The following is a 20963-nucleotide window of genomic DNA, read 5'->3' on the forward strand; positions in this document are numbered from 1 at the left end:
TATGTTTGGTATTATAGGGAAACGCACTTTTTAAAAATCCTCCCAATACTTTTGTGTTGTTAAATTAACAACAATTTAAAATGAACACAATAAAAAAAACAGTAACAATTTTAGTACTACTAATAGCAACAACAGTACTTAAAGCTCAAACTAATGACGTACTAACAGGTAAATGGGAAACTAATTATAAAGATAATAATGAGAACGTTTATATTACATATCAATTTAAATATGTGAAAGAAAAACTAAAATGTTATTCCGTATTTATTAAAGATGATAACGGAAAAAAAGGTAAATATGAATCTTTAGTTATGAAAAATATAACTTTAAATAACGGAAATGGAAAAGCAATCTATATATATAATGATAATGGTTTAGATTATGAATTTAAAGCCAATCTACTTCTTAAAAACGAAAACACTTTAAATGTTAGTTATTCCGTTTTGGGGTATTCAGATACAGAAATATGGAAACGTTTAAAATAAATTATTCATATTAAATATATACCCATTATGAGTTTCTCAAAACTAATATCTCTTTTCGAAGCCTCTGAAATAATGACATTTGTAGTTTACTTTTTTTTATTTAATCTAGGATTGATAATTTTGGAAGTTTTACTTGATTTTTTTTCATCTAAAGAACGACGATGGAAAGATTCTGGAGCAAACTTTATTATTTTTTTAATAAACCAACTACTAGAAAAAACAATTATAGGTTCGGTAGGTGTTATTTGTTTAATGTTATTTCATTGGATAACTCCACTAAACATCCCTATGAATGTTTTTACATGGATAATTGCATTTTTTGTAGCTGATTTTACTTATTATTGGATGCATCGTTTAGAACACGAACATCGTATTTTGTGGGCAAGCCATAGTGTACATCATTCATCAGAAGATTATAATTTAACAGTATCTTTTAGGCTTAGTATTGTTGAAGGCCTTTTTGAATGGATTTTCTTAATTCCAATGATATTAATTGGTTTTTCTCCTTTTCAGGCTATTGTAAGTTTAATTTTAGTAGCACAATTTCAAACATGGATTCATACCGAACGTATTGGTAAATTGGGTTGGTTAGATGAAATATTTAATACTCCTTCTGTACACCGTGTGCATCATGGTTCTAATAATAAATATCTAGATAAAAATTATGGTGGGTTTTTAATTATTTGGGATAAATTATTTGGAACTTTTCAAAGAGAGGAAGAAAAAGTTGTGTATGGACTTACGAAGAATATCAAAACAAATAATCCAATAATGATAAATTTTATTGAGTACAAAAATATTTGGAAAGATGTTAAAATCTGTAGAACTAAAAAAGATAAATTAAAAATTATTTTTGGAAATCTGATTTGGAAGCCTGATTATTTTAAAGACAAAACTTAATATTTTTAAGTTTTAACCTCCTATAATTTAGTAAAAAACAGAATATCTAATTATGTGCGTTGCAAATAGACTCCCCCGCTTCAAAGGTGCGGGGATTTTAAAATATAGATAAAAGTTTTAATGTTTTTTTTCGTTGTATTTTTTTTGTTGCTGTTTCTATAAATTTATCTAAAAAATAAATCTTTTTTGGAATTTCATATTTAGTTAAATTACTAAGTAAGCTATAATCAATTGTTCCCTTTGTTCCTTCTACAATTAAAATTAATTTTTCTCCTAAAATAGTATCAGGAACACCGATAACAAAAAAACGCTTTGTTATTATTTGTGATAATTTTTCTTCTATTTTTTCAGGATGCAGTTTCACTCCTCCAGAGTTTATTACGTTATCATAACGACCTAACCATTCAAATTTAGTCTCAGAAATTATTTTAACTACATCATTCGTACTAATTATTTCTGATGATACTTTTGGTGCTTCAATAATTAAACAACTTCTAGCATCTACATCAATTTTCACATTAGGTAAGGTTTCATAAAAAGATTGCTGTTTCGTTTCTCCTTTTAATGACGTAAAATTATTTAATTTTTTTACAGCGATATGAGTAATGGTCTCAGTCATACCATAAGTTGCAAATACTTTTGTTGAAATATTTTGAATAGCATCAATTAAATCGTTAGACACTACGCCTCCACCAACAATCAATTTATTTACTCTATGTAATTCGTTTAGTGAGTTTCGTAATTGTAACGGAACCATTGCCGAAAAATCATATTGCTTCTTTACTTCTTTTAAAGGGCTTGCTTCTGTTGTTATAATATCTAACTGCCAACCTAAAGTTAATGCACGAACTAACATCATTTTACCTGCAATATAATCGGTAGATAAGCACAACAACGCTGTTGTATTTTCTTTTAAATTAAAAAATGCTCCAGTAGCTAAAGCAGAGTTTTTCATAAACTCTTTTTTTAAAGCAATTGGTTTGGGTTTTCCGGTAGATCCTGAGGTTTGCACAATTACAAAATCATTATCATTAAACCAATCAGTTAAAAAAGTAACTACAGAGTTTGAAATAGTTTTAGAAAAATCAATTAACTCATCTTCTGATAAAAATGATTTTCCGTTTAAGTTAAAATTTTTATGAATCTGATTTTTCATTCTCCGATTTTAAATAAAATAAAGTAATTAACTAATTAAAAACCACTTCATTCTTAGATCTCATAATAACCCTTAGGCTGGTTTTTCTATGCTGCCAAATAACTTTTCTTTCCAGTTTTTCCAGCCATATTTTTTAGAAAATAAAAACAACATTAGTGGATAAATTACAAATACTAAAGAAAACATTTCTACTTCTACCGATGGTTCTGAAATATCTATAAACAATGCATCTGTTTGAAAAACAGTCCAATTTGTAGTTACTAAAAATGCCGCTATAATGTTATTTACTGCATGTAAGCCTAAAGCTAACTCTGTTCCTTCATCCATTAAAGTTGCAATACCAAAAAAGAATCCTGTTCCTATATAAAATACCATAGAAATATATCCTAATTTTTCAACTTCTGGATTTGCTCCATGCAATAAACCAAATGCTACTGATGTTATAATTAATGGTACCCACCTGTTTTTAAACCAAGTTCCTAACCCTTGCATAAAATATCCTCTAAACAGTAATTCTTCGAAACTTGTTTGCAATGGTAAAAATAAAAATGAAATTGCTACTAAGGTAAAAAACGGAACGGGTTTAAAATTCCACGTATAATTTTCTGGTGATAAGAATATACCTAAAAATGTTACTATTAAGGCTACGATTCCGAAAGTTATAAACCCAAACCAAAATCGTTTCCAATCAATAACAGCTCTACTTGTTATCAATGTTTTTATAGCTCTTTTATGAATATATTTTATTGTTAAAAATAAAAAAAGTAATCCAACAGCAAACATTAGTATCATTACGAACAAGAATAAGTTTTTATTTATTCCTAACCCCATAAAGCTATCATTAGCTGCACGAGTAAACTCTCCAATATCTGATGAGTGTAATGCTGCTGTAACTGTTAAAGGAATTATTCCTACAAATTGCCAACCGAATATGACTACCAAAATACCTCCCAAATAATACGGCCAACTATTTCTTCCTTTATATGCTTGTTGTATAAAATTCATATGTTATTTATAATGTATGATAAGATTCTTAAAGAAATTCAAAATCATGTTAATCTAAATTAAACTCCCACTCTTTTTGTTTATTATAGCCCAAACTACCATTTGAGACTTCTAACGGACTACTAAAATTATTAGTAAATAAACCTCCTGTTCCTAACCCTTGCGGCAAAGGATTATTTAATATGTGTGTAAATTGTGCTATTGCATTTAATCCTACATTGCTTTCTAATGCTGATGTTATCCAATTATCTGCTTTGTAATTTTTTGCTATTGAAATCCACTCTTTACTCCCTTTAAAACCACCAACTAAGCTTGGTTTTAAAATAATATACTGGGGTTTAATTGTTTGAATACACTTTTCTTTTTCTTCGGATGTAAAAACACCTATCAACTCTTCATCTAAAGCTATTGGTAGTGGTGTTTTTTCACACAAACTTGCCATTTCTTGCCATTGCCCTTGTTTTATAGGTTGTTCGATTGAGTGTATTTCTAATTCAGACAATCGTTTTAACTTTTCTAAGGCATCGTTTGGTGTAAATCCTCCGTTTGCATCTACTCGTAAGGTTATTTCTTCTGCGGAAAACTGATTTCTAATAGATTTTAATAGATTTATTTCTGTATCAAAATCTATTGCTCCAATTTTCATTTTAATCGTTGAAAAACCTTGTGCTAGCTTATCTTTTATTTGCTGCTGCATAAAAGACTTATCTCCCATCCAAATTAATCCGTTAATCGGAATATTTTGTTTTCCCTTTGTAAAGTCTGAAGGAAATAGCTCGAACGGATTATCTGCTTGTAAAGATAAAAAAGCTTGCTCTAATCCGAATTGAATAGACGGAAAGTGAGTAGTTTCTAACAATAATATTTCTAACCCTTGATTAATATTTTTACAAACCCATTTTAGTTTTTCTTCGTAATTTGGTGTATCATCAATACTCAAACCTCTAAACAATCCGCATTCTCCAAAACCTTGCTTGTTATCTTTTGATAGTTTTATAAACCAAGTTTCTTTAGTTCTTAAAATTCCGCGAGATGTTCCGCTTGCTTGCTTAAATTTAAGAAGATGTTTATGATAGGTTGCTTTTATCATCGTTGATTATTGTTGGTTTGCGTTAGGGATTGCAATGAAAATCCTTTTGTGAGGTACGAACAAAAGATTGTAATGTAAAGCCCGCTCGAACGCCAAAATGTTTATTTTTCTACTTCTTCTTTAAATCGTTTCATATAACTTAAACTTAAGTTTTTAAAAGTTCCTTTAAAGTAAGGAAATAAGCATGCTGTTATATATGATTTGCTGTTTACACTGCAATTTTGTATCATTTTTGTTTTATTACCATTTGCTATAAAATTATAGTCATCAATTTTAGTCATTTGGTCAGAATCAAACTGAAATGTCATTTTTTCATTAGGTATATATGCTGTTATTTTTTCAACCATTTTCATTTCTTGTCCTTGGTTAATAACAGTCATTGTATAAGTACTACCTACTACTCCCACTTTTTCTTCAATTGGTTCTATCGATTTAACTTCTGGCAACCATTTTTTCATGAAGTCAACATTTTCGAAATTTTTAAAAACCTCGTTTATAGGTTTGTTTATTTCTATTTCAGCGGTATACTTAACTTCTGTAACAATTACTCCTGTTAAAAGAAATACCAGTACCAATGCGGTTACAATTCCTAAAACTATTTTTACTGCTTTCATTTTTATTCTATAAAATTAAATATATTTATTTCTTTTTTTTAAGTCTTCTTTTTACAAAAATAAATGCACCAATACCTAAAAGGATAAATGGCCAAATATTTACTAATCCTAAAAAGAAATCTTTAATATTATCTACTCCATTTAAAAATGCATTCCCTAATTTATTTCCAAAACTTCTGGTTGGTGACTTGCTTATCTCTTTTTTGTAAAAATGGATGTGAAGTGTTGAAAATGATGTTTGATTTTGTAAATACTTTAAACGTCCTTCGATTGATTCTACTTCTGATCTAACAGTACTTAATTCTCTTTCTACTTCTAAAATTTCTTTTACCGATTTTGTTTTCGATAATAATTGAGTATAACGTTCTTCTAGTTTTTTCTTTACTTTTAAACGTGATTGCACATCTAAAAACTGTTCAGTTACATCGCTTGTTGTAATGTTTTTACTATCAAAATTTTTTACTTTTGATGATACGTCTGCTAAAAATTGATCGAATTTATTAATAGGTATTCTTACAGTAATGTTTGTATTTATTTTATTGTAAGATTTGTTTTCACTGTCTTCAGAAATATATCCTTTGTATATTTTTGTTACTTTTAGTATGTGCTTTCTGGTTTTTACTAAACTATCTGTTTCAAAAGAGATCGTTCCTTTTTTTATAAGCTTTCGTTCTACTACTTCGGTTATATTTTTTTTATTTGTAGGTTCAATAAAATTTTCTATTAATTCTTCTGTTCCAAAATTACTATGTGTTACTTTCCCTTCGTTACTACAGCTTATAAAAAGTAAAAATACTAGCGCAATTTTTAATAAATTTTTCATGTTTTTTATTTTATTGGGAATTTACAAAATGTTCCCTATACCAAAAAGTATTGCAAACAAAAAGGTACTTAATGCTACTTTTTTTAATTCACCGTCTAATAGTACTTCTTCTTTATTTTTATAAACAAATATTAGGTGTTTTAATATTGGTAAATAAGCTATTATAAATAAAAACTGCATTGGTGAATGAAATGTAATGATAACATATGCTACTGCAAACAAAAAGGAAGCTAGTATTAAAGCGTAGTGGTAATACTTAGCAAACTTGGCTCCAATTTTAACTACTAATGTATTTTTATTAACTTTTGCATCATTTACTCTATCTCTCATGTTATTTAAGTTAAGTACTGCGGTACTTAATAACCCAACTGTTATTGCTGGTAAGAAAATAATAAAATTTAAATTTTTGGTATATAAAAAATAAGTACCAACTACGGCTAATAATCCAAAGAACACGAATACAAATACATCTCCGAACCCGCTGTAACCATAAGCTGATTTACCTACTGTATATTTAATTGCTGCAACAATAGATGTAACTCCTAGCCCAAAGAAAATTACTGAATATAAAAAATTATCTTTTCCGAAAGAAACATAAATAAGTAATAGTGCTACGACTAAAGTTATAGCACCTGTAATTATCATTGCCATTTTCATTTGTTTTGGAGTAATAGCACCTGATGAGACCATTCGTGCTTCTCCTTCTCTATTATCATCAGTACCTTTTATACCATCGCCATAATCATTTGCAAAGTTTGACAATACTTGAAACCCTATAGTTGTTAAGATAGCTAACCAGAAAATTGGTGTTTCAAATAATGTCTTTGTACTATCAGCATACATTACGTTATTAAAACCTAATGTACTTCCAACAATAATTCCTGATATTGATAGTGGTAAAGTTCGTAAACGTGCTGCTTTTATGTAGTTTTTCATTTATTGTAAATAATATTTTTAAATAATTAAAACACAAAAGGAAAGATTAAAACCTTTCCTTTTACATTTATGTATACTTAAAGTATCTTAGTTTTCTAATAATTTTAAAGCGTTTCTTAATGATATTTTTTTTCCTTCATGTAAAGCGATTACTGATACATCATTTACACCTATTTTTTTAATTTTATCTCTAAGTGTTTTAGCTTTATTATAGGTATAAAACTCTCCAGCAACATATGCATTTGAATTAATTTCAGCATCACTAGATAGTTTTCTTATTTTACCTGGTTTTATAGCGTTTTCTTCTGTTATATTATAATCTTTAAGGCTTTCTATTTGAACAGCAAAAAAAACTTTATCTGTCGTTAAAAATTCTTCTTTTACTACTTCTTTACTTGTATTGTTTAATAAGTTTTCTAACTTATATTTTTGTTTATTAACAGCTGTATATTTAATATGCTTGTTATATAAATATGCTAATAGTAATAAAAAAGTTGTTATCAAAAGAAGCATAATTATGCTTCTTTTTTTATTATGGTTGTTAATTTTAGTATTTTCTAACTTTAAATCTATATATCCTTTTTTTAAATCTTTTTCATTTTCTTTTAACCTGTCTAATTCATTACACATTTCAAGAAATTCATCATTATCTATTAAAGGCATCTTTATATTTTTTAAGCTATAAATTATTTGCCTCTGCAATTAACTCCGCAATATCTTTTACAACAACTTGATCTTCTTTGAGCTTAAACTTTATTCCGTCTGTCATCATTGTATTACAGTACGGACACCCAGTTGCTATAATTTGTGGGTTTGTTTCTAAAGCATCTTCTGTTCGTAAAACATTAATTTCTTTTGTTCCTTTTTCAGCGTCTTTAAACATTTGTGCTCCTCCTGCTCCACAACATAATGCTGTAGATTTATGACGTTTCATCTCTGTCATTTTTACTCCTAAACGACGAATTAAGTCTCTCGGACTTTCATATACATCATTTGCACGACCTAAATAACATGGATCATGGTATGTTACTCTTTTTCCTTTTAAATTAGTGTCTTCTATTGATAAACGACCTTCACTTATTAATTTACTAATAAATTGTGTATGATGATATACTTCATATTTCCCTCCTAATTCTGGGTATTCATTTTTTAGAGTATTAAATGAATGTGGATCACAAGTAACAATTGTTTTTATTTCATATCCGTTTAAAACTTCAATATTCATCATTGCTTGCATTTGAAACAAAAATTCGTTTCCTGAACGCTTAGCTGCATCACCTGTTGAGCTTTCTTCGGTTCCTAACACAGCAAAATCAACACCTGCCATGTTTAATATTTTCACAAACGATTTGGTTATTTTTTTGGCTCTATCATCATAACTTCCTGCTGCTCCTACCCAAAACAACACTTCTGGTTGTTTTCCTTGAGCCATCATATCTGCCATTGTTGGTACGTTCATAATTTTATATTTTTTAATTGATATGCTTCTTTTTTATTCTTTTGGTTTGAAAAACAGTTTTATTCGTCTTTCCAGTTTAATCTATCTTGTTGACTATACTGCCAAGGCGCTCCGTTGTTTTCAATATTGGTCATCATTGCATTTAATTCTTGTGGTGCTGCAGATTCTTCCATTACCAAATAACGACGCATTTCCATAATAATAGATAAAGGATCAATACCTATAGGACATTCCTGTACACATGCATTACAACTTGTACATGCCCATAATTCTTCTGGTGAAATATAATCGTTTAATAGCTGCTTTCCATCATCTTTAAAAGTACCGTTGTTTGCATCTATATTTTTTCCTACTTCTTCTATACGATCACGGGTATCCATCATAATTTTACGAGGAGACAACTCTTTTCCTGTTAAATTTGCAGGACATGATGATGTACAACGCCCACATTCGGTACATGTATACGCGTTCATTAACTGTACCCAATTTAAATCGGTAACATCAGATGCTCCAAATTTTGCTGGTTCTTCTTCTTCTGCTCCTTCTTCTGGCATTGCATATGGATCGGCACTTGGATCCATCATCATTTTCACTTCTTTAGTAACCGCCTCTAAGTTATTAAACTGTCCTTTTGGTTTTAAATTAGCAAAAAATGTATTTGGAAATGCTAACAAAATATGTAAATGTTTAGAGTAATATAAATAATTTAAGAAAATTAAAATACCTATTATATGTACCCACCAAGATGCTTTTTCTATTATGTGTAGTTCTTCATGTGAAAAACTTTGAAACCAAGGTGCTATAAATTGAGAAACTACATTACCTACTCCTGCCTTTTGAAAGTTAACGTCAGTAGCATTCATTATTAAAAATAATGACATTAGTACCATTTCGAAATATAAAATAATGTTTCCATCATTCTTAGGCCATCCAGTCATTTCTTTACTCCAAAAACGCTTTACCTTTTCAATATTTCTTCTAAACCAAAAAATAACAACTGCTACAAAAACTAAAGCAGCCAAAACTTCAAAATTTCCGATTAAAAAACCATAAATAGTATCTCCTATTATTGGTTGAAAAACACGATGTGTACCAAATAAACCATCTATAACAATTTCTAGCATTTCGATATTAATCAAAATAAATCCTACATATACGACTATATGTAAAATACCAGAAACAGGGCGACGAACCATTTTATATTGGCCTAAGGCTATTTTAGCCATATTTTTCCAACGCTCAGGTTTTCTATCAGTCCTATCGACGTCTTTTCCTAGTTTAATGTTTCTCACTAATTTTCGAACATTCATTACAAAGTACCCAAGACCTGCGATTAAAATGATTGCAAAAAAGATGTTTGGTAAAATTTTCTCCATCGTTCTTTAATTATTAAGTTTATTTTAAGATTAATATGTAAGCTTACTTAGTACTTACATTTTTGGTACTATTTTTATCATTAAATGGTTTTGCTTTCTTTCCAAATAATGAAAAATGAACAAATCGTTTTGGATTTAACTTCATTTCTCGTAACAACTCTTCCATTTCTTTAGAGGCATTGGTTAAGTTTGTATACATTTTTTCGTCTGTCATTAACTTACCCAAAGTTCCTTTACCTGACTTAATATTAGCTATTAAACCATTTACATTTGTTAATGTATTTTCTAGTTTTTTAACTGTTGCGCCTATATTAGATTTTGCTAAATCATCAGATACTTTAGAGAAATTATCTGTTATTTTTTTAGCATTTTTAAAAGTCGAATCTAAATTACCTTTATTGTCAACTAATAATTTATTTACTGATGTTAGTGTTTTTCTAACTCCATAAATGGTACCTTCTAAACCTAGAATACTTCTATTTAAGCTTCTACGTGATTTTTCATCTAGTACCTGATTTATTCCTAATAACAGAGAATCGGCTCCTACCAATACATTTTGTAGTTTTGATTGAATAGGGTTTAATTTTTCTCCTACTGAAGAAAAAAGATCTGATTCTACTTCTCCTTGTAAATAATCACCAGAAACAGCAACTTCCCCATCATATTTCGGAACTATCGCTAAATTTTGCCCTCCCATTAAACTGGCTGAATAAATTTTAGCAATACTATTTTTAGAAAAATTAAATTCATTTTCTAAAGAAATCTTAACTAATAAAAGTCCTTTTTTCTCAGCTGTTGAATTGAAAGATATATTATCTACCTTTCCTACCTTTAAACCGTTTATTGTTACTAAACTAGCTTCGTTTAATCCATTAATATTTTTATATTCAACAAAGAAATGTCTACTACTTCCGTTGAACAAATCTTGACCTTTTAAAAAGTTATATCCCCAAATAAATAAAGCTATAATTACTACAGCAACTATACCTGTTTTAAGTTCTTTTGACATCATAGAAAAATTATAGCACGAAAATACTAATAATTTTGTGAGTATAAATATAGAATTTCTCTAAATTAAAGGTTTTTAAGGGCTTCCTTTATCGAAATTTTTTGATCATCTTTAAAAGCAACTACCCAAGCATCTTTATAACCAACTTTTTTTGCTTCTATCAATACTTTTTTAATTTCTGTATAAACAGCCGTACTACCGTAATAATATTTATAATAATTATCTATAAACATTAACTCTACATTTTTTAAACCTTTAAAATTATAACTAGCTTCTTTTATGTATTTTCTTGAAGCTGCTATTTGTACTTTAAATCGTATTCCTGATGCTATTTTTTTAGCAACAACTTTTTCTACTGGCTTTTTTACAACTTTCTTTGCAACAACCTTCTTCGTTGTATTCTTTTTCTTTACAACGGTATTTTTCTTTGGTTTTACAACTACTTTAAGAGGTGTTCTTTTCTTTTCTGTTTTTGCTATGTAATTATCTTGAACCTTATTTAACTTTAATCTATTTATATACTTTTTTATCGCTTTCGCAATAGCCTTAGCCATTCTAATTTGTCCTGTTCTTGAGTTTAAAAACTTTCCCTCTGTTTTATTTGATAAAAAACCTAATTCAATTAATACACTTGGCATTACGGTTTCTCTTAACACTAAAAAATTAGCTTGTTTTACTTTACGATTATAACGCTTTAAGCTCTTAAAGTTTGTTTGTACTAAACCACCAAACCCTAAACTTAGATCTAAATTCTCTTCTTGTAAAACAGACAAACCTATTAATGACTCAGGTGAATTAGGATCATAATCATAATTTTGTTTATAATTATCTTCTAATAAAATTACCGCGTTTTCTTTTCTAGAAATCTCAAGGTTTTCTTTATTTCCGTTTAAACCGAGCACATAAGTTTCTGCTCCATGTGGTTTACTTGAGTTATTCGCATTACAATGTATTGATACAAATAAGTCTGCTTTTTTTGTATTTGCAATTTTAGCTCTATTATGTAATTCAATAAAATTATCAGTTTTTCGAGTATAAATTACCTTTATATCTTTAGCTGTTAACAACTCTTTACCCAAATCTAACACTACTTGTAATGCTATTTTCTTTTCTTTATAATTACCTCTAGAAGCGCCACTATCTTTACCTCCGTGACCAGCATCTAAGACAACAGTATATTTTTTTTGCGCAGAAACTGTAGTTGAAAACCCCAACAAAAAGAAGATTGAGGTTAAAAATAAAAAAAATATTTTCACAAGATTATATTTACTTAATTTTAAGAATTCCATCAATAAAATTTAACTATTTTTGAATTTTACTTTAAGGCATTCAAATAGTACGCCAAAGTTTTTAATTTAACACAAAAATAGTATTTATAAAATTGCGAACAAATCTAACTTACATACTTTTAATTATATCTCTTTTTTACTTTCAATTAAGTATAGCTCAAGATATTAAAAAAGCAAGTGTTTCTAAGCAAAAACCTAAGACACAGCCTGCATTAAATATATCTAAAGACACTTTAATCGATTTAAAAAAAGAAAGTATTTTAAACTTAAAAAAAGATTCTATAGCTAACGATTCTATAAAACCTAAAGAGGTTATTGATGGAATTATAACTCATAACGCTAAAGATTATACAATACAAAATGCAAAAAACAAAACTGTTACCTTATATAATGAAGCACAAGTAATTTATACTGATATTGATTTAAAGGCTGGTATAATTGTTCTTGATTATAAAAACAACACTGTTTCTGCTAAAGGTATTAAAGATAGTTTAGGATACCATCAACGTCCAGTATTTAAACAATCAGACCAAGAATCGGAACAAGATTCTATCTTATTTAACTTTAAAACAAAAAAAGCATTAGTTTACGGTGTAAAAACAGATCAGAGTGGAATTATAACGTATGCAAAAAAAACAAAACGTGTAAATGATTCTACTATATATATGCGTCAGTTACGTTTTACAACTTCAAAAAAGAAAATACCAGATTATTATATTCAAACAAATAAAGCAAAATTAGTTCCGGGTAAAAAAATAATTATTGGCGGTAGTAACTTGGTAATAGCAGATGTACCTACACCTGTATTTTTACCATTTGCTTATTTTCCTATGTCTGATAAAAGAACTTCTGGTTTTCTTATTCCATCTTGGGGAGATAGCAACAATCAAGGTTTCTTTTTACAAAATGGAGGATACTATTTTGCCTTAAGTGATTATTTTGATTTAAGTGTTTTAGGAGACATATATACTAACGGAAGTTGGGGATTAAGAGCAGATTCAAACTATTATGTTCGTTATAAATTTAGCGGTAGCTTTAGTACGCGTTTTGAAAATGTGATACAAGGTATTCGTGGTTTAAGTAATTATAGTAAATCTTCAAACTTTAATATTCGTTGGAGTCATAGTCAAGATACTAAATCTAGTCCAAATTCAAGGTTTTCGGCTTCTGTAAACTTAGGTAGTAGTACCTATTACAGGCAATCTTTAAATGAACTTAACAGTTCTCAGTTTTTAACCAACACCTTAAGTTCTTCTATCTCTTATTACAAAAAGTTTGTAGGTACACCATTTAACATGAATGTTACTGCAACACATTCACAAAACACCAATACGCAAGCCATTACAATGACATTGCCTTCATTGCAATTAAATATGGATCGTATTTATCCGTTTACAGGTAAAGGAGGCGTAAAGAAAAATCCTATTCAAAAAATGGGATTAAACTATAGTATGCAAGGAGATTATAGAATTACCACAACTGATGATGAATTCTTTACTTCTAAAATGTTTAAAACTGCTAAAAAAGGGATTCAACATAATTTAAGTACAAACACTAATTTAAAAGCTTTTAAATATTTTACTTTATCACCAAGTGTTAGTTATAAAGATGTTTGGTATTTTGATAAAATTAATAAAAGTTACGATCCTAACGCTATAGATGCTAAAGGTAATTTTGGTGCTGTTGTTAATGATACAATAAGTGGTTTTAATCGTTTTCATGAATATAATTTTGGAGTATCCTTATCAACCAACATTTATGGAACTTTTAACTTTAAAAAAGGTCGTTTAAAAGCTATTAGACACACTATTAGACCTACTATTTCTTATGGATATAGGCCTAACTTTGCTGAAAATTACAATTTACAAACACAGCAGAATGCAGACCCTAATGATTTATTAACTTATTCTCCTTTTGAAGGAGGAATATACGGAGTACCTGGTAGTGGCGTAAGTAACTCTATTAATATTTCTGTTAACAATGTTTTAGAGGCTAAAGTAGCCCCTAAAGACCCTGATAGTGATGAGGAAGATAAAAAAATAACTCTTTTAAATAATTTAAACTTTAGTACGAGTTATGATATCACCAAAGATAGTTTACGTTGGAGCCCGTTAAATGCAAATGCAGGAACTCGTTTATTTAAAGATAAATTGGCTTTAAATGTAACTGCTCGTTTTGATCCTTACCAAATAGATAGTAAAGGAAATTACATTAACAAATTTAACCCAAGTATATTAAGATTAACCAATGTAGGAGTTACCGCTAACTACTCTTTATCTAGCAAAGATTTTGAGAAGAAAAAAGATGGAGAGAAGAAAGATACTTCTAAAAAAAGTGGTAATGGAGCGCAAGACACACCTGATGTATTTGGGCAAAACACACCTGCTACAAACGATTTTTCTAATAATTCTGAAACTAAAACTAAAAAAACTCAACTGTATAAGGCTAAAATCCCTTGGAAATTAAACTTAGCCTACGCAATGAATTACACCAATAACGGTCTTATCAGTAGTGTTGCAACAAACTCTTTAATGTTTAGTGGAGATGTTGAACTGTCTCCTAAATGGAAAGTTGGTTTTTCTTCTGGTTACGATATTAAAGATAATGCTTTTACCTATACTCGACTTTCTTTCTCAAGAGATTTAGATAGCTGGCGTTTAAATTTTAATTGGACTCCTTTCGGTATAAACTCTTCATATAATTTCTTTATTGGGGTAAAATCATCTGTCTTAAGCGATTTAAAATGGGATAAAAATAAGCCACCAGATAGAGTATTATTCTAATAACAAACAAACACAACTTTAATATTTTACATAATGAAAAAAATTATAACTACAAGTAAAGCTCCTGCTCCTATCGGACCATACAATCAAGCTGTATTAAGCGGAAATACTTTATATACTTCTGGTCAAATTGCTTTAAACCCAGAAACAGGAGAATTAGTGATGGATTCTATTGAAATAGAAACAAAACAAGTAATGGAGAACATGAAAGAAGTTTTAGCTGCCGCTGAAATGACTTTTGAAAATGTTGTAAAATCATCTATTTTCATTTCAGATATGAATAACTTCACTAAAATAAATAGTGTTTATGCTAACTATTTTAATGAGGAGACAGCACCTGCGAGAGAAACTGTTGAAGTTGCTAACTTACCTAAGTTTGTTAATGTAGAAATAAGTATGATCGCCATTAAATAACCGTTAAAATTTAAGGTTAACTCTTAACTTTTCAGATAAATTTCAATAATATTGAATATAATTCATTGGAGTAGAAAAGTTTAAAAAAAAGAATAAATCAGTAATATTGATTGAATTGGATTTAGTAGTGTTTTTCAAATACTACTAGCATACATATTAAATATTATTAGCAAACTAAATAATAACTATTTAACTTTTATACTATTAAATCTAATCGGAGCGATTATGACTTATTTAGCTTCAGTGCTTATTAAATACATACCCTTTATTATACAGGAAGGTATATGAACAATTGTATATTTAATTTCACTAATAAAATATAAAAAAGCAAATTAAATGACAGGAGAAACAAACATATCAGAATTAATAAAAGGAATGACTCCTAAGCTTAATGAAGGAGAATATGTATTTACTACTGTAACAGATTTAAGTAAAATTAACCGAAAAGATCCCATTTATGAATTTAAAGAAAAGGAAGGAACAACAATTGTCATTGATATAAAAAAAGCCGATGAATTGAACCTTAAATATGAATATGTTGCATCTTGGATTACTCTAATGATTCATTCTTCTTTGGAAGCAGTTGGTTTAACTGCTTTATTTTCGAATGAACTAGCTAAAAATAATATCAGCTGTAATGTTATTGCTGGGTATTACCACGACCATATTTTTGTAGACAAAAAAGATTCTAGTAAAGCTATTCAAGTTTTAACACAATTATCTAAAAGTTATAAATAAAAAACAGTTACTAACAACTCTTATAAAATAATTTGGCTTTCAGTTTCAATATTCAGTCCAAATATTTCTGTAAGTTTACATATTCTATAAATCTTTTTGTTTGGTGTTAAACAGCAAAAGTTCATGACTTGTCTAAATACGAAAATTAAAAAAAAGATCATAAAAAACCGAAACAATTTGTTTCGGTTTTCTTGTATAAGTATAGATTATTCTAAATAGCTTTCATTAATAATTCAGCTGTTGCAGGATTTGTAGCTAGCGGAACATTATGTACATCACACAAACGTAACAACATCGTAATATCTGGTTCGTGCGGATGTTTTTCATGAGGATCTCTAAAAAATAATACCATGTTACATTTACCTTCTGCTACTCTACTTGCTATTTGAGCATCACCTCCGTAAGGTCCAGATAAAAATTTAGTTACATTAAACCCTGCTTTTTCTGCTTTAGTACCTGTTGTTCCTGTTGAAATTAATTCTATATTTTTTTGAAGTAAAACAGATTTCTGTTCATTTAAAAACTGAACCATTTCTGCTTTCATTCCGTCATGTGCAATAATTGCTATTTCCATAGTTTTAAAATTAACTAAAAATTCCCGCTAATAGCGGGAATCTATATTAAATTAAGCTCAATATATTATAAAGAAGCCGAATACTCTAATAAATCAACAATTTTAGTAGCATATCCAAATTCGTTATCATACCAAGAAATTACTTTAAAAAAGTTTTCATTTAGTTCTAAACTAGCATCTGCATCAACGACCGATGTTCTTGTTTCAGATACAAAATCTTGAGAAACAACGGCATCTTCAGTGTACCCAACAATTCCTTTAAATTCATTTTCTGAAGCCTCTTTAAAAGTTGCCATAATTTCTTTTAACGACGTTGCTTTTGCCGTTTTAAATGTTAAATCTACTAAAGAAACATCAGCTACAGGAACTCTAACTGCCATACCTGTTAATTTACCTAACATTTCTGGAATCACTTTAGTCACTGCTTTTGCAGCTCCTGTAGAAGTAGGTATAATATTATTTATTACAGAACGTCCTCTCCTCCATTTTTTATTTGGTCCATCAACTGTACTTTGCGTAGATGTTGCTGCATGAACAGTTGTCATTAAACCTTCTGTCATACCATAAGCATCATTAATAATTTTCACTAATGGTGCTAAACAATTGGTTGTACATGAAGCATTAGAAATGATATTTTCTCCCACCTTCATGTCTTCATGGTTCACGCCCATAACGTACATCTTAGCATCTTTTGATGGTGCAGAAATAATTACTTTTTTTGCGCCTCCTTTTATATGTAATGCTGCTTTATCTTTATCTGTAAAAAAGCCTGTTGATTCTATAATATATTCAGCCGCAACTTCGTTCCATTTTAAATCCTCAGGATTTCTATTTGCTGTAACCCTAATTTCTTTTCCGTTTACAACTAAATTACCATCTTTAACTTCTACATCTCCTTTAAAACGTCCATGAACAGAATCATATTTTAATAAATAAGCTAAATAATTTACGTCTAATAAATCATTAATCCCTACAATTTCTATATTCTCTCTATTAATTGCTGATCGAAAAGCCAGTCTTCCTATTCTTCCAAAACCGTTAATTCCTATTTTAATCATTTCTTTATTTTTATATTCTAATTGTCGTTTTAACTTAAAAAAAACGACATTTCTTATCTAACACCAATTCTGACATAATATAATTGGTAAAATAAGTTTACTTTTCTACTATTATTCGTTATCAAATTTAAATATAGCTAAGACTATATTTAAATTTTAAGCCTTGGAATAGCCAAAATTAAAGCATATTTATTTACAACCATTTTATATCCGAATTGGTATAAATTATATAAACAAAGATAAAAACTTCTTTTCATAAAAAAACCTGTTAGTTATAATAACTAACAGGTTTTTAATCTAAATGAATAATTACTTTATAAAGACGCCGAATATTCTAGCAAATCAACAATTTTAGTTGCATAACCAAACTCATTATCATACCAAGAGATTACTTTGTAAAAAGTACTGTTTAATTCTAAACAAGCATCTCCATCAACAATTGATGTTCTTGTTTCTGACACAAAATCTTGTGATACAACTTTTTCTTCTGTATACCCCAACACTCCTTTTAATTCTCCTTCAGAAGCTTCTTTTAAAGCTGCTTTAATTTCTGCTAATGACGTTGATTTTTTGGTTTTAAAAGTTAAATCTACTAAAGAAACATCTGCTACAGGAACTCTTACTGCCATTCCTGTTAATTTCCCTTCTAAAGCTGGTATTACTTTTGTAACTGCTTTTGCTGCTCCTGTTGATGCAGGTATTAAGTTGTTTAAAACCGATCTACCTCTTCTTCTATCTCTATTCGGGCTATCTACTACTCCTTGACCAGATGTTGCAGCGTGTATGGTAGTCATTAATCCTTCTACTATTCCAAATTTCTCATTTAAAACCTTAGCTAAAGGTGCCAAACAATTTGTTGTACAAGAAGCATTAGACATAATTGTATCTTCCTTGGTCATTTCGGCATGATTAACCCCCATTACAAACATTTTTGCATCTTTAGATGGTGCAGATATAAATACTTTTTTCGCACCTCCTTTTATATGTAAATTTGCTGTTTCTTCTGTTAAAAAGAAACCTGTAGATTCAATTATATATTCTGCCCCTACTTCACTCCAGTTTAAATTTTCAGGATTTCTTTCAGATGTAACTCTAATTTCTTTTCCGTTTACAACTAACTTCCCTTCTTTTACAGATATCTCTCCATCAAAGCGTCCATGAACAGAATCGTACTTTAATAAATATGCTAAATAATCTACATCTAGTAAATCGTTAATCGCGACAACCTCAACATTGCTTCTGTTAATTGCTGCTCTAAAAGCGATTCTACCTATTCTTCCAAATCCATTAATTCCTATTTTAATCATATTTATTATTTTTATTATAATTTTTATGTTGTCATGATATCGGAGACTCTTAATAACTCCATATCAATACTATCTTCTCCTTTAATTGCTTTTTCTAAATCAGTCGCAACAATTTTATTATTTTGTAAACCAACCATTAAATTTGTTTGGTTATCAAGTAAAAGCTCAACTGCTTTAACTCCTAACCTACTGGCTAAAACTCTATCAAAACAAGTAGGTGAACCACCTCTTTGCATGTGTCCTAAAACCGAAACTCTTACTTCGTATTCTGGTAAATTCGCTTCTACATAATCAGCTAATTCAAAAACATTTTTACCTGTTTTATCTCCTTCTGAAACGACAACTATACTAGATGACTTTCCTGTTCTTCTACTTTTCTTTAAAGACTCTAGCATTCTTTCGACTCCTAAATTCTCTTCTGGTATTAGTATTTCTTCTGCTCCAGCTCCTACTCCTGCATTTAAAGCTATAAAACCTGCATCTCTTCCCATTACTTCCACAAAAAACAATCTATTGTGAGATGAGGCTGTATCTCTAATTTTATCAATAGCTTCAACTGCTGTATTTAAAGCTGTATCATACCCAATTGTATGCGTGGTTCCAGAAATGTCATTATCTATTGTTCCTGGTATACCTATGATAGGAAAACTGAACTCTTTGTTAAAAACTACGCCTCCTGTAAACGAACCATCTCCGCCAATTACAACCAAAGCATCAACATTATTCTCTTTAAGGTTTTCGTATGCTTTTAATCTACCTTCTTTAGTTCTGAAATCTTTTGATCTTGCTGATTTTAATATCGTTCCTCCTTTATTAATAATATTATTAACGCTACGCGCTGTAAAAGGAACTAGATCTCCTTCTATTAATCCTTGATAACCTCTGTAAATTCCCATGCATTCAGTACGATAATAAGCACATGTTCTTACTACCGATCTAATTGCCGCATTCATACCAGGAGAATCCCCTCCTGAAGTCATGACTGCTATTTTTTTTATTTTTTCCATAAGATGAATATCAAATTTACTCATTTTAAATACAAAGTCTATCAATCAAAGTTTTATTAACTACTCTAATTTTTTTAAAAATAATTCGTCTTCTTTTATAGATTGAATAAAAGCTGTTAATGGTCTTCTAATAAATTTTTTAGGTATATTTATATTTCTTTTACCTAACTCTTCCTTAATTATTCCTCTTGCATGATAACCTACAGATCCTATAAAATAGAGAGGGACTTCTTTTAATTCTGACTCATACTTAAGCAACTGACTATCTATAAATTTTGATATACAACAGGTTATAATATTTTTAGCATATGGATGTTCTATATTTTCAAATAAAAATCGAGCATATTTAGCTAAATATTTATTAGGCATTTTTGATCCATAAAGCTTAGATATTACTTTATCACTATTTAAGTTAAACTCTTTTTCTAAAGAAAATTTTAAATCTTCAGGAAGCTCTTTGTGATAATAACTCCTTAAAACTTCTTTTCCTAAATGGTTACCACTTCCTTCATCCATTAAAATATAGCCCATTGATTTTACTCTCTGTTCAATTATTTTTCCATTAAAAAAACAACAATTAGAACCTGTTCCTAAAATACATACTACTGATGGGTTTTGAGATGCAGACAAAACCGCCAACATTAAATCTTCTTTTATTACTATTCTTGATAAAATAGGAAAAAAACTACCAAAAGTATCTTTTACCTTTTTCTCTCCTTTTCTATTATTGCATCCCGCACCAAAAAAAAATATAGCTTCTATTATATTTTTATAATTGGTTAACTCTTTACTATTATTAAGAATATCATTAATATGCTTTTTCTTTAAAACTGAAGGGTTTATTCCTTCTGTTCGCAACCTAGTAACTACCTTATTACTTTTAAGTTCATACAAAAACCAATCACACTTTGTAGAACCACTGTCAGCTATTAAAATCATC

The 20963-nt window shown here is 29.0% G+C and carries 22 protein-coding genes; 6 read left to right on the forward strand and 16 right to left on the reverse strand.

Features of this window, described 5'->3' with window-relative positions; genetic code table 11:
* Positions 1-80 precede the first annotated feature (80 nt).
* Together H518_RS0112870 and H518_RS19830 are read left to right on the forward strand one after the other, a co-directional pair.
* Positions 81-485, forward strand: a complete 405-nt coding sequence (locus H518_RS0112870; RefSeq protein ID WP_028889442.1) for a hypothetical protein — start codon at positions 81-83, stop codon at positions 483-485.
* A gap of 27 nt (positions 486-512) precedes the next feature.
* Entirely contained in the window at positions 513-1385 is an 873-nt protein-coding gene (locus H518_RS19830; RefSeq protein ID WP_043706906.1) for a sterol desaturase family protein, read from the forward strand.
* 97 nt (positions 1386-1482) lie between these two features.
* Here H518_RS19830 and H518_RS0112880 read toward each other — a convergent pair whose 3' ends face one another.
* From H518_RS0112880 to H518_RS0112930, 11 genes are all read right to left on the reverse strand, one after another.
* On the reverse strand, positions 1483-2541 hold the full coding sequence (locus H518_RS0112880; RefSeq protein WP_028889443.1) for an AMP-binding protein: 1059 nt from the start codon (positions 2539-2541) through the stop codon (positions 1483-1485).
* A 72-nt stretch (positions 2542-2613) separates the two neighbouring features.
* The gene (locus H518_RS0112885; protein WP_028889444.1) at positions 2614-3546 is read right to left on the reverse strand and encodes a CPBP family intramembrane glutamic endopeptidase; all 933 of its coding nucleotides are present in this window, start codon (positions 3544-3546) and stop codon (positions 2614-2616) included.
* A 49-nt stretch (positions 3547-3595) separates the two neighbouring features.
* The gene (locus H518_RS0112890; protein WP_028889445.1) at positions 3596-4636 is read right to left on the reverse strand and encodes an o-succinylbenzoate synthase; all 1041 of its coding nucleotides are present in this window, start codon (positions 4634-4636) and stop codon (positions 3596-3598) included.
* 101 nt (positions 4637-4737) lie between these two features.
* The gene (locus tag H518_RS0112895) at positions 4738-5250 is read right to left on the reverse strand and encodes an SRPBCC family protein (protein WP_028889446.1); all 513 of its coding nucleotides are present in this window, start codon (positions 5248-5250) and stop codon (positions 4738-4740) included.
* A gap of 25 nt (positions 5251-5275) precedes the next feature.
* Positions 5276-6073 carry a DUF4349 domain-containing protein gene (locus tag H518_RS0112900; RefSeq protein WP_028889447.1) on the reverse strand — a complete coding sequence of 266 codons (798 nt, stop codon included), beginning with the start codon at positions 6071-6073 and terminating at the stop codon, positions 5276-5278.
* 21 nt (positions 6074-6094) lie between these two features.
* Entirely contained in the window at positions 6095-7009 is a 915-nt protein-coding gene (gene menA, locus H518_RS0112905) for a 1,4-dihydroxy-2-naphthoate octaprenyltransferase (protein WP_028889448.1), read from the reverse strand.
* A gap of 87 nt (positions 7010-7096) precedes the next feature.
* A complete protein-coding gene (locus H518_RS0112910) occupies positions 7097-7672 on the reverse strand; it encodes a hypothetical protein (protein WP_028889449.1) in 576 nt (191 codons plus the stop codon).
* Between the two features lie 16 nt (positions 7673-7688).
* The gene (locus tag H518_RS0112915; protein WP_028889450.1) at positions 7689-8468 is read right to left on the reverse strand and encodes a (Fe-S)-binding protein; all 780 of its coding nucleotides are present in this window, start codon (positions 8466-8468) and stop codon (positions 7689-7691) included.
* Between the two features lie 59 nt (positions 8469-8527).
* A complete protein-coding gene (locus H518_RS0112920) occupies positions 8528-9844 on the reverse strand; it encodes a (Fe-S)-binding protein (RefSeq protein WP_028889451.1) in 1317 nt (438 codons plus the stop codon).
* Positions 9845-9887: 43 nt separating this feature from the next.
* A complete protein-coding gene (locus tag H518_RS0112925) occupies positions 9888-10853 on the reverse strand; it encodes an MlaD family protein (protein WP_028889452.1) in 966 nt (321 codons plus the stop codon).
* A 65-nt stretch (positions 10854-10918) separates the two neighbouring features.
* Positions 10919-12109 (reverse strand): N-acetylmuramoyl-L-alanine amidase family protein, encoded by a 1191-nt coding sequence (locus tag H518_RS0112930; RefSeq protein WP_028889453.1) that lies wholly within the window; start codon positions 12107-12109, stop codon positions 10919-10921.
* Between the two features lie 125 nt (positions 12110-12234).
* Here H518_RS0112930 and H518_RS0112935 point away from each other — a divergent pair, with 125 nt between their 5' ends.
* From H518_RS0112935 to H518_RS0112945, 4 genes are all read left to right on the forward strand, one after another.
* A complete protein-coding gene (locus H518_RS0112935) occupies positions 12235-14925 on the forward strand; it encodes a putative LPS assembly protein LptD (protein ID WP_028889454.1) in 2691 nt (896 codons plus the stop codon).
* 33 nt (positions 14926-14958) lie between these two features.
* Positions 14959-15339, forward strand: a complete 381-nt coding sequence (locus H518_RS0112940) for a Rid family detoxifying hydrolase (RefSeq protein ID WP_028889455.1) — start codon at positions 14959-14961, stop codon at positions 15337-15339.
* Positions 15340-15453: 114 nt separating this feature from the next.
* Entirely contained in the window at positions 15454-15627 is a 174-nt protein-coding gene (locus H518_RS21605; RefSeq protein ID WP_455569306.1) for a CBU_0592 family membrane protein, read from the forward strand.
* Positions 15628-15675: 48 nt separating this feature from the next.
* Complete coding sequence (locus H518_RS0112945; protein ID WP_028889456.1) at positions 15676-16077, forward strand: ACT domain-containing protein; 402 nt, start codon at positions 15676-15678, stop codon at positions 16075-16077.
* A 211-nt stretch (positions 16078-16288) separates the two neighbouring features.
* On the opposite strand, the gene H518_RS0112950 is transcribed toward H518_RS0112945, so the two are convergent.
* The 5 genes from H518_RS0112950 to H518_RS19835 form a co-directional block, all read right to left on the reverse strand.
* Complete coding sequence (locus H518_RS0112950; protein WP_028889457.1) at positions 16289-16651, reverse strand: methylglyoxal synthase; 363 nt, start codon at positions 16649-16651, stop codon at positions 16289-16291.
* A gap of 65 nt (positions 16652-16716) precedes the next feature.
* Positions 16717-17709 carry a type I glyceraldehyde-3-phosphate dehydrogenase gene (gap, locus tag H518_RS0112955; RefSeq protein ID WP_028889458.1) on the reverse strand — a complete coding sequence of 331 codons (993 nt, stop codon included), beginning with the start codon at positions 17707-17709 and terminating at the stop codon, positions 16717-16719.
* Positions 17710-18023: 314 nt separating this feature from the next.
* Positions 18024-19016, reverse strand: coding sequence for a type I glyceraldehyde-3-phosphate dehydrogenase (gene gap, locus H518_RS0112960; protein ID WP_043706910.1), 993 nt, complete (start codon positions 19014-19016; stop codon positions 18024-18026).
* 23 nt (positions 19017-19039) lie between these two features.
* Positions 19040-20023, reverse strand: a complete 984-nt coding sequence (pfkA, locus tag H518_RS0112965) for a 6-phosphofructokinase (protein ID WP_028889460.1) — start codon at positions 20021-20023, stop codon at positions 19040-19042.
* Positions 20024-20083: 60 nt separating this feature from the next.
* Positions 20084-20962 (reverse strand): N-acetylglucosamine kinase, encoded by an 879-nt coding sequence (locus H518_RS19835; protein ID WP_051263767.1) that lies wholly within the window; start codon positions 20960-20962, stop codon positions 20084-20086.
* Between the last annotated feature and the right edge of the window lies 1 nt (position 20963).

The sequence above is a fragment of the Tenacibaculum ovolyticum DSM 18103 genome (assembly GCF_000430545.1).
In the GTDB taxonomy this organism is placed as follows: Bacteria; Bacteroidota; Bacteroidia; order Flavobacteriales; family Flavobacteriaceae; genus Polaribacter; species Polaribacter ovolyticus.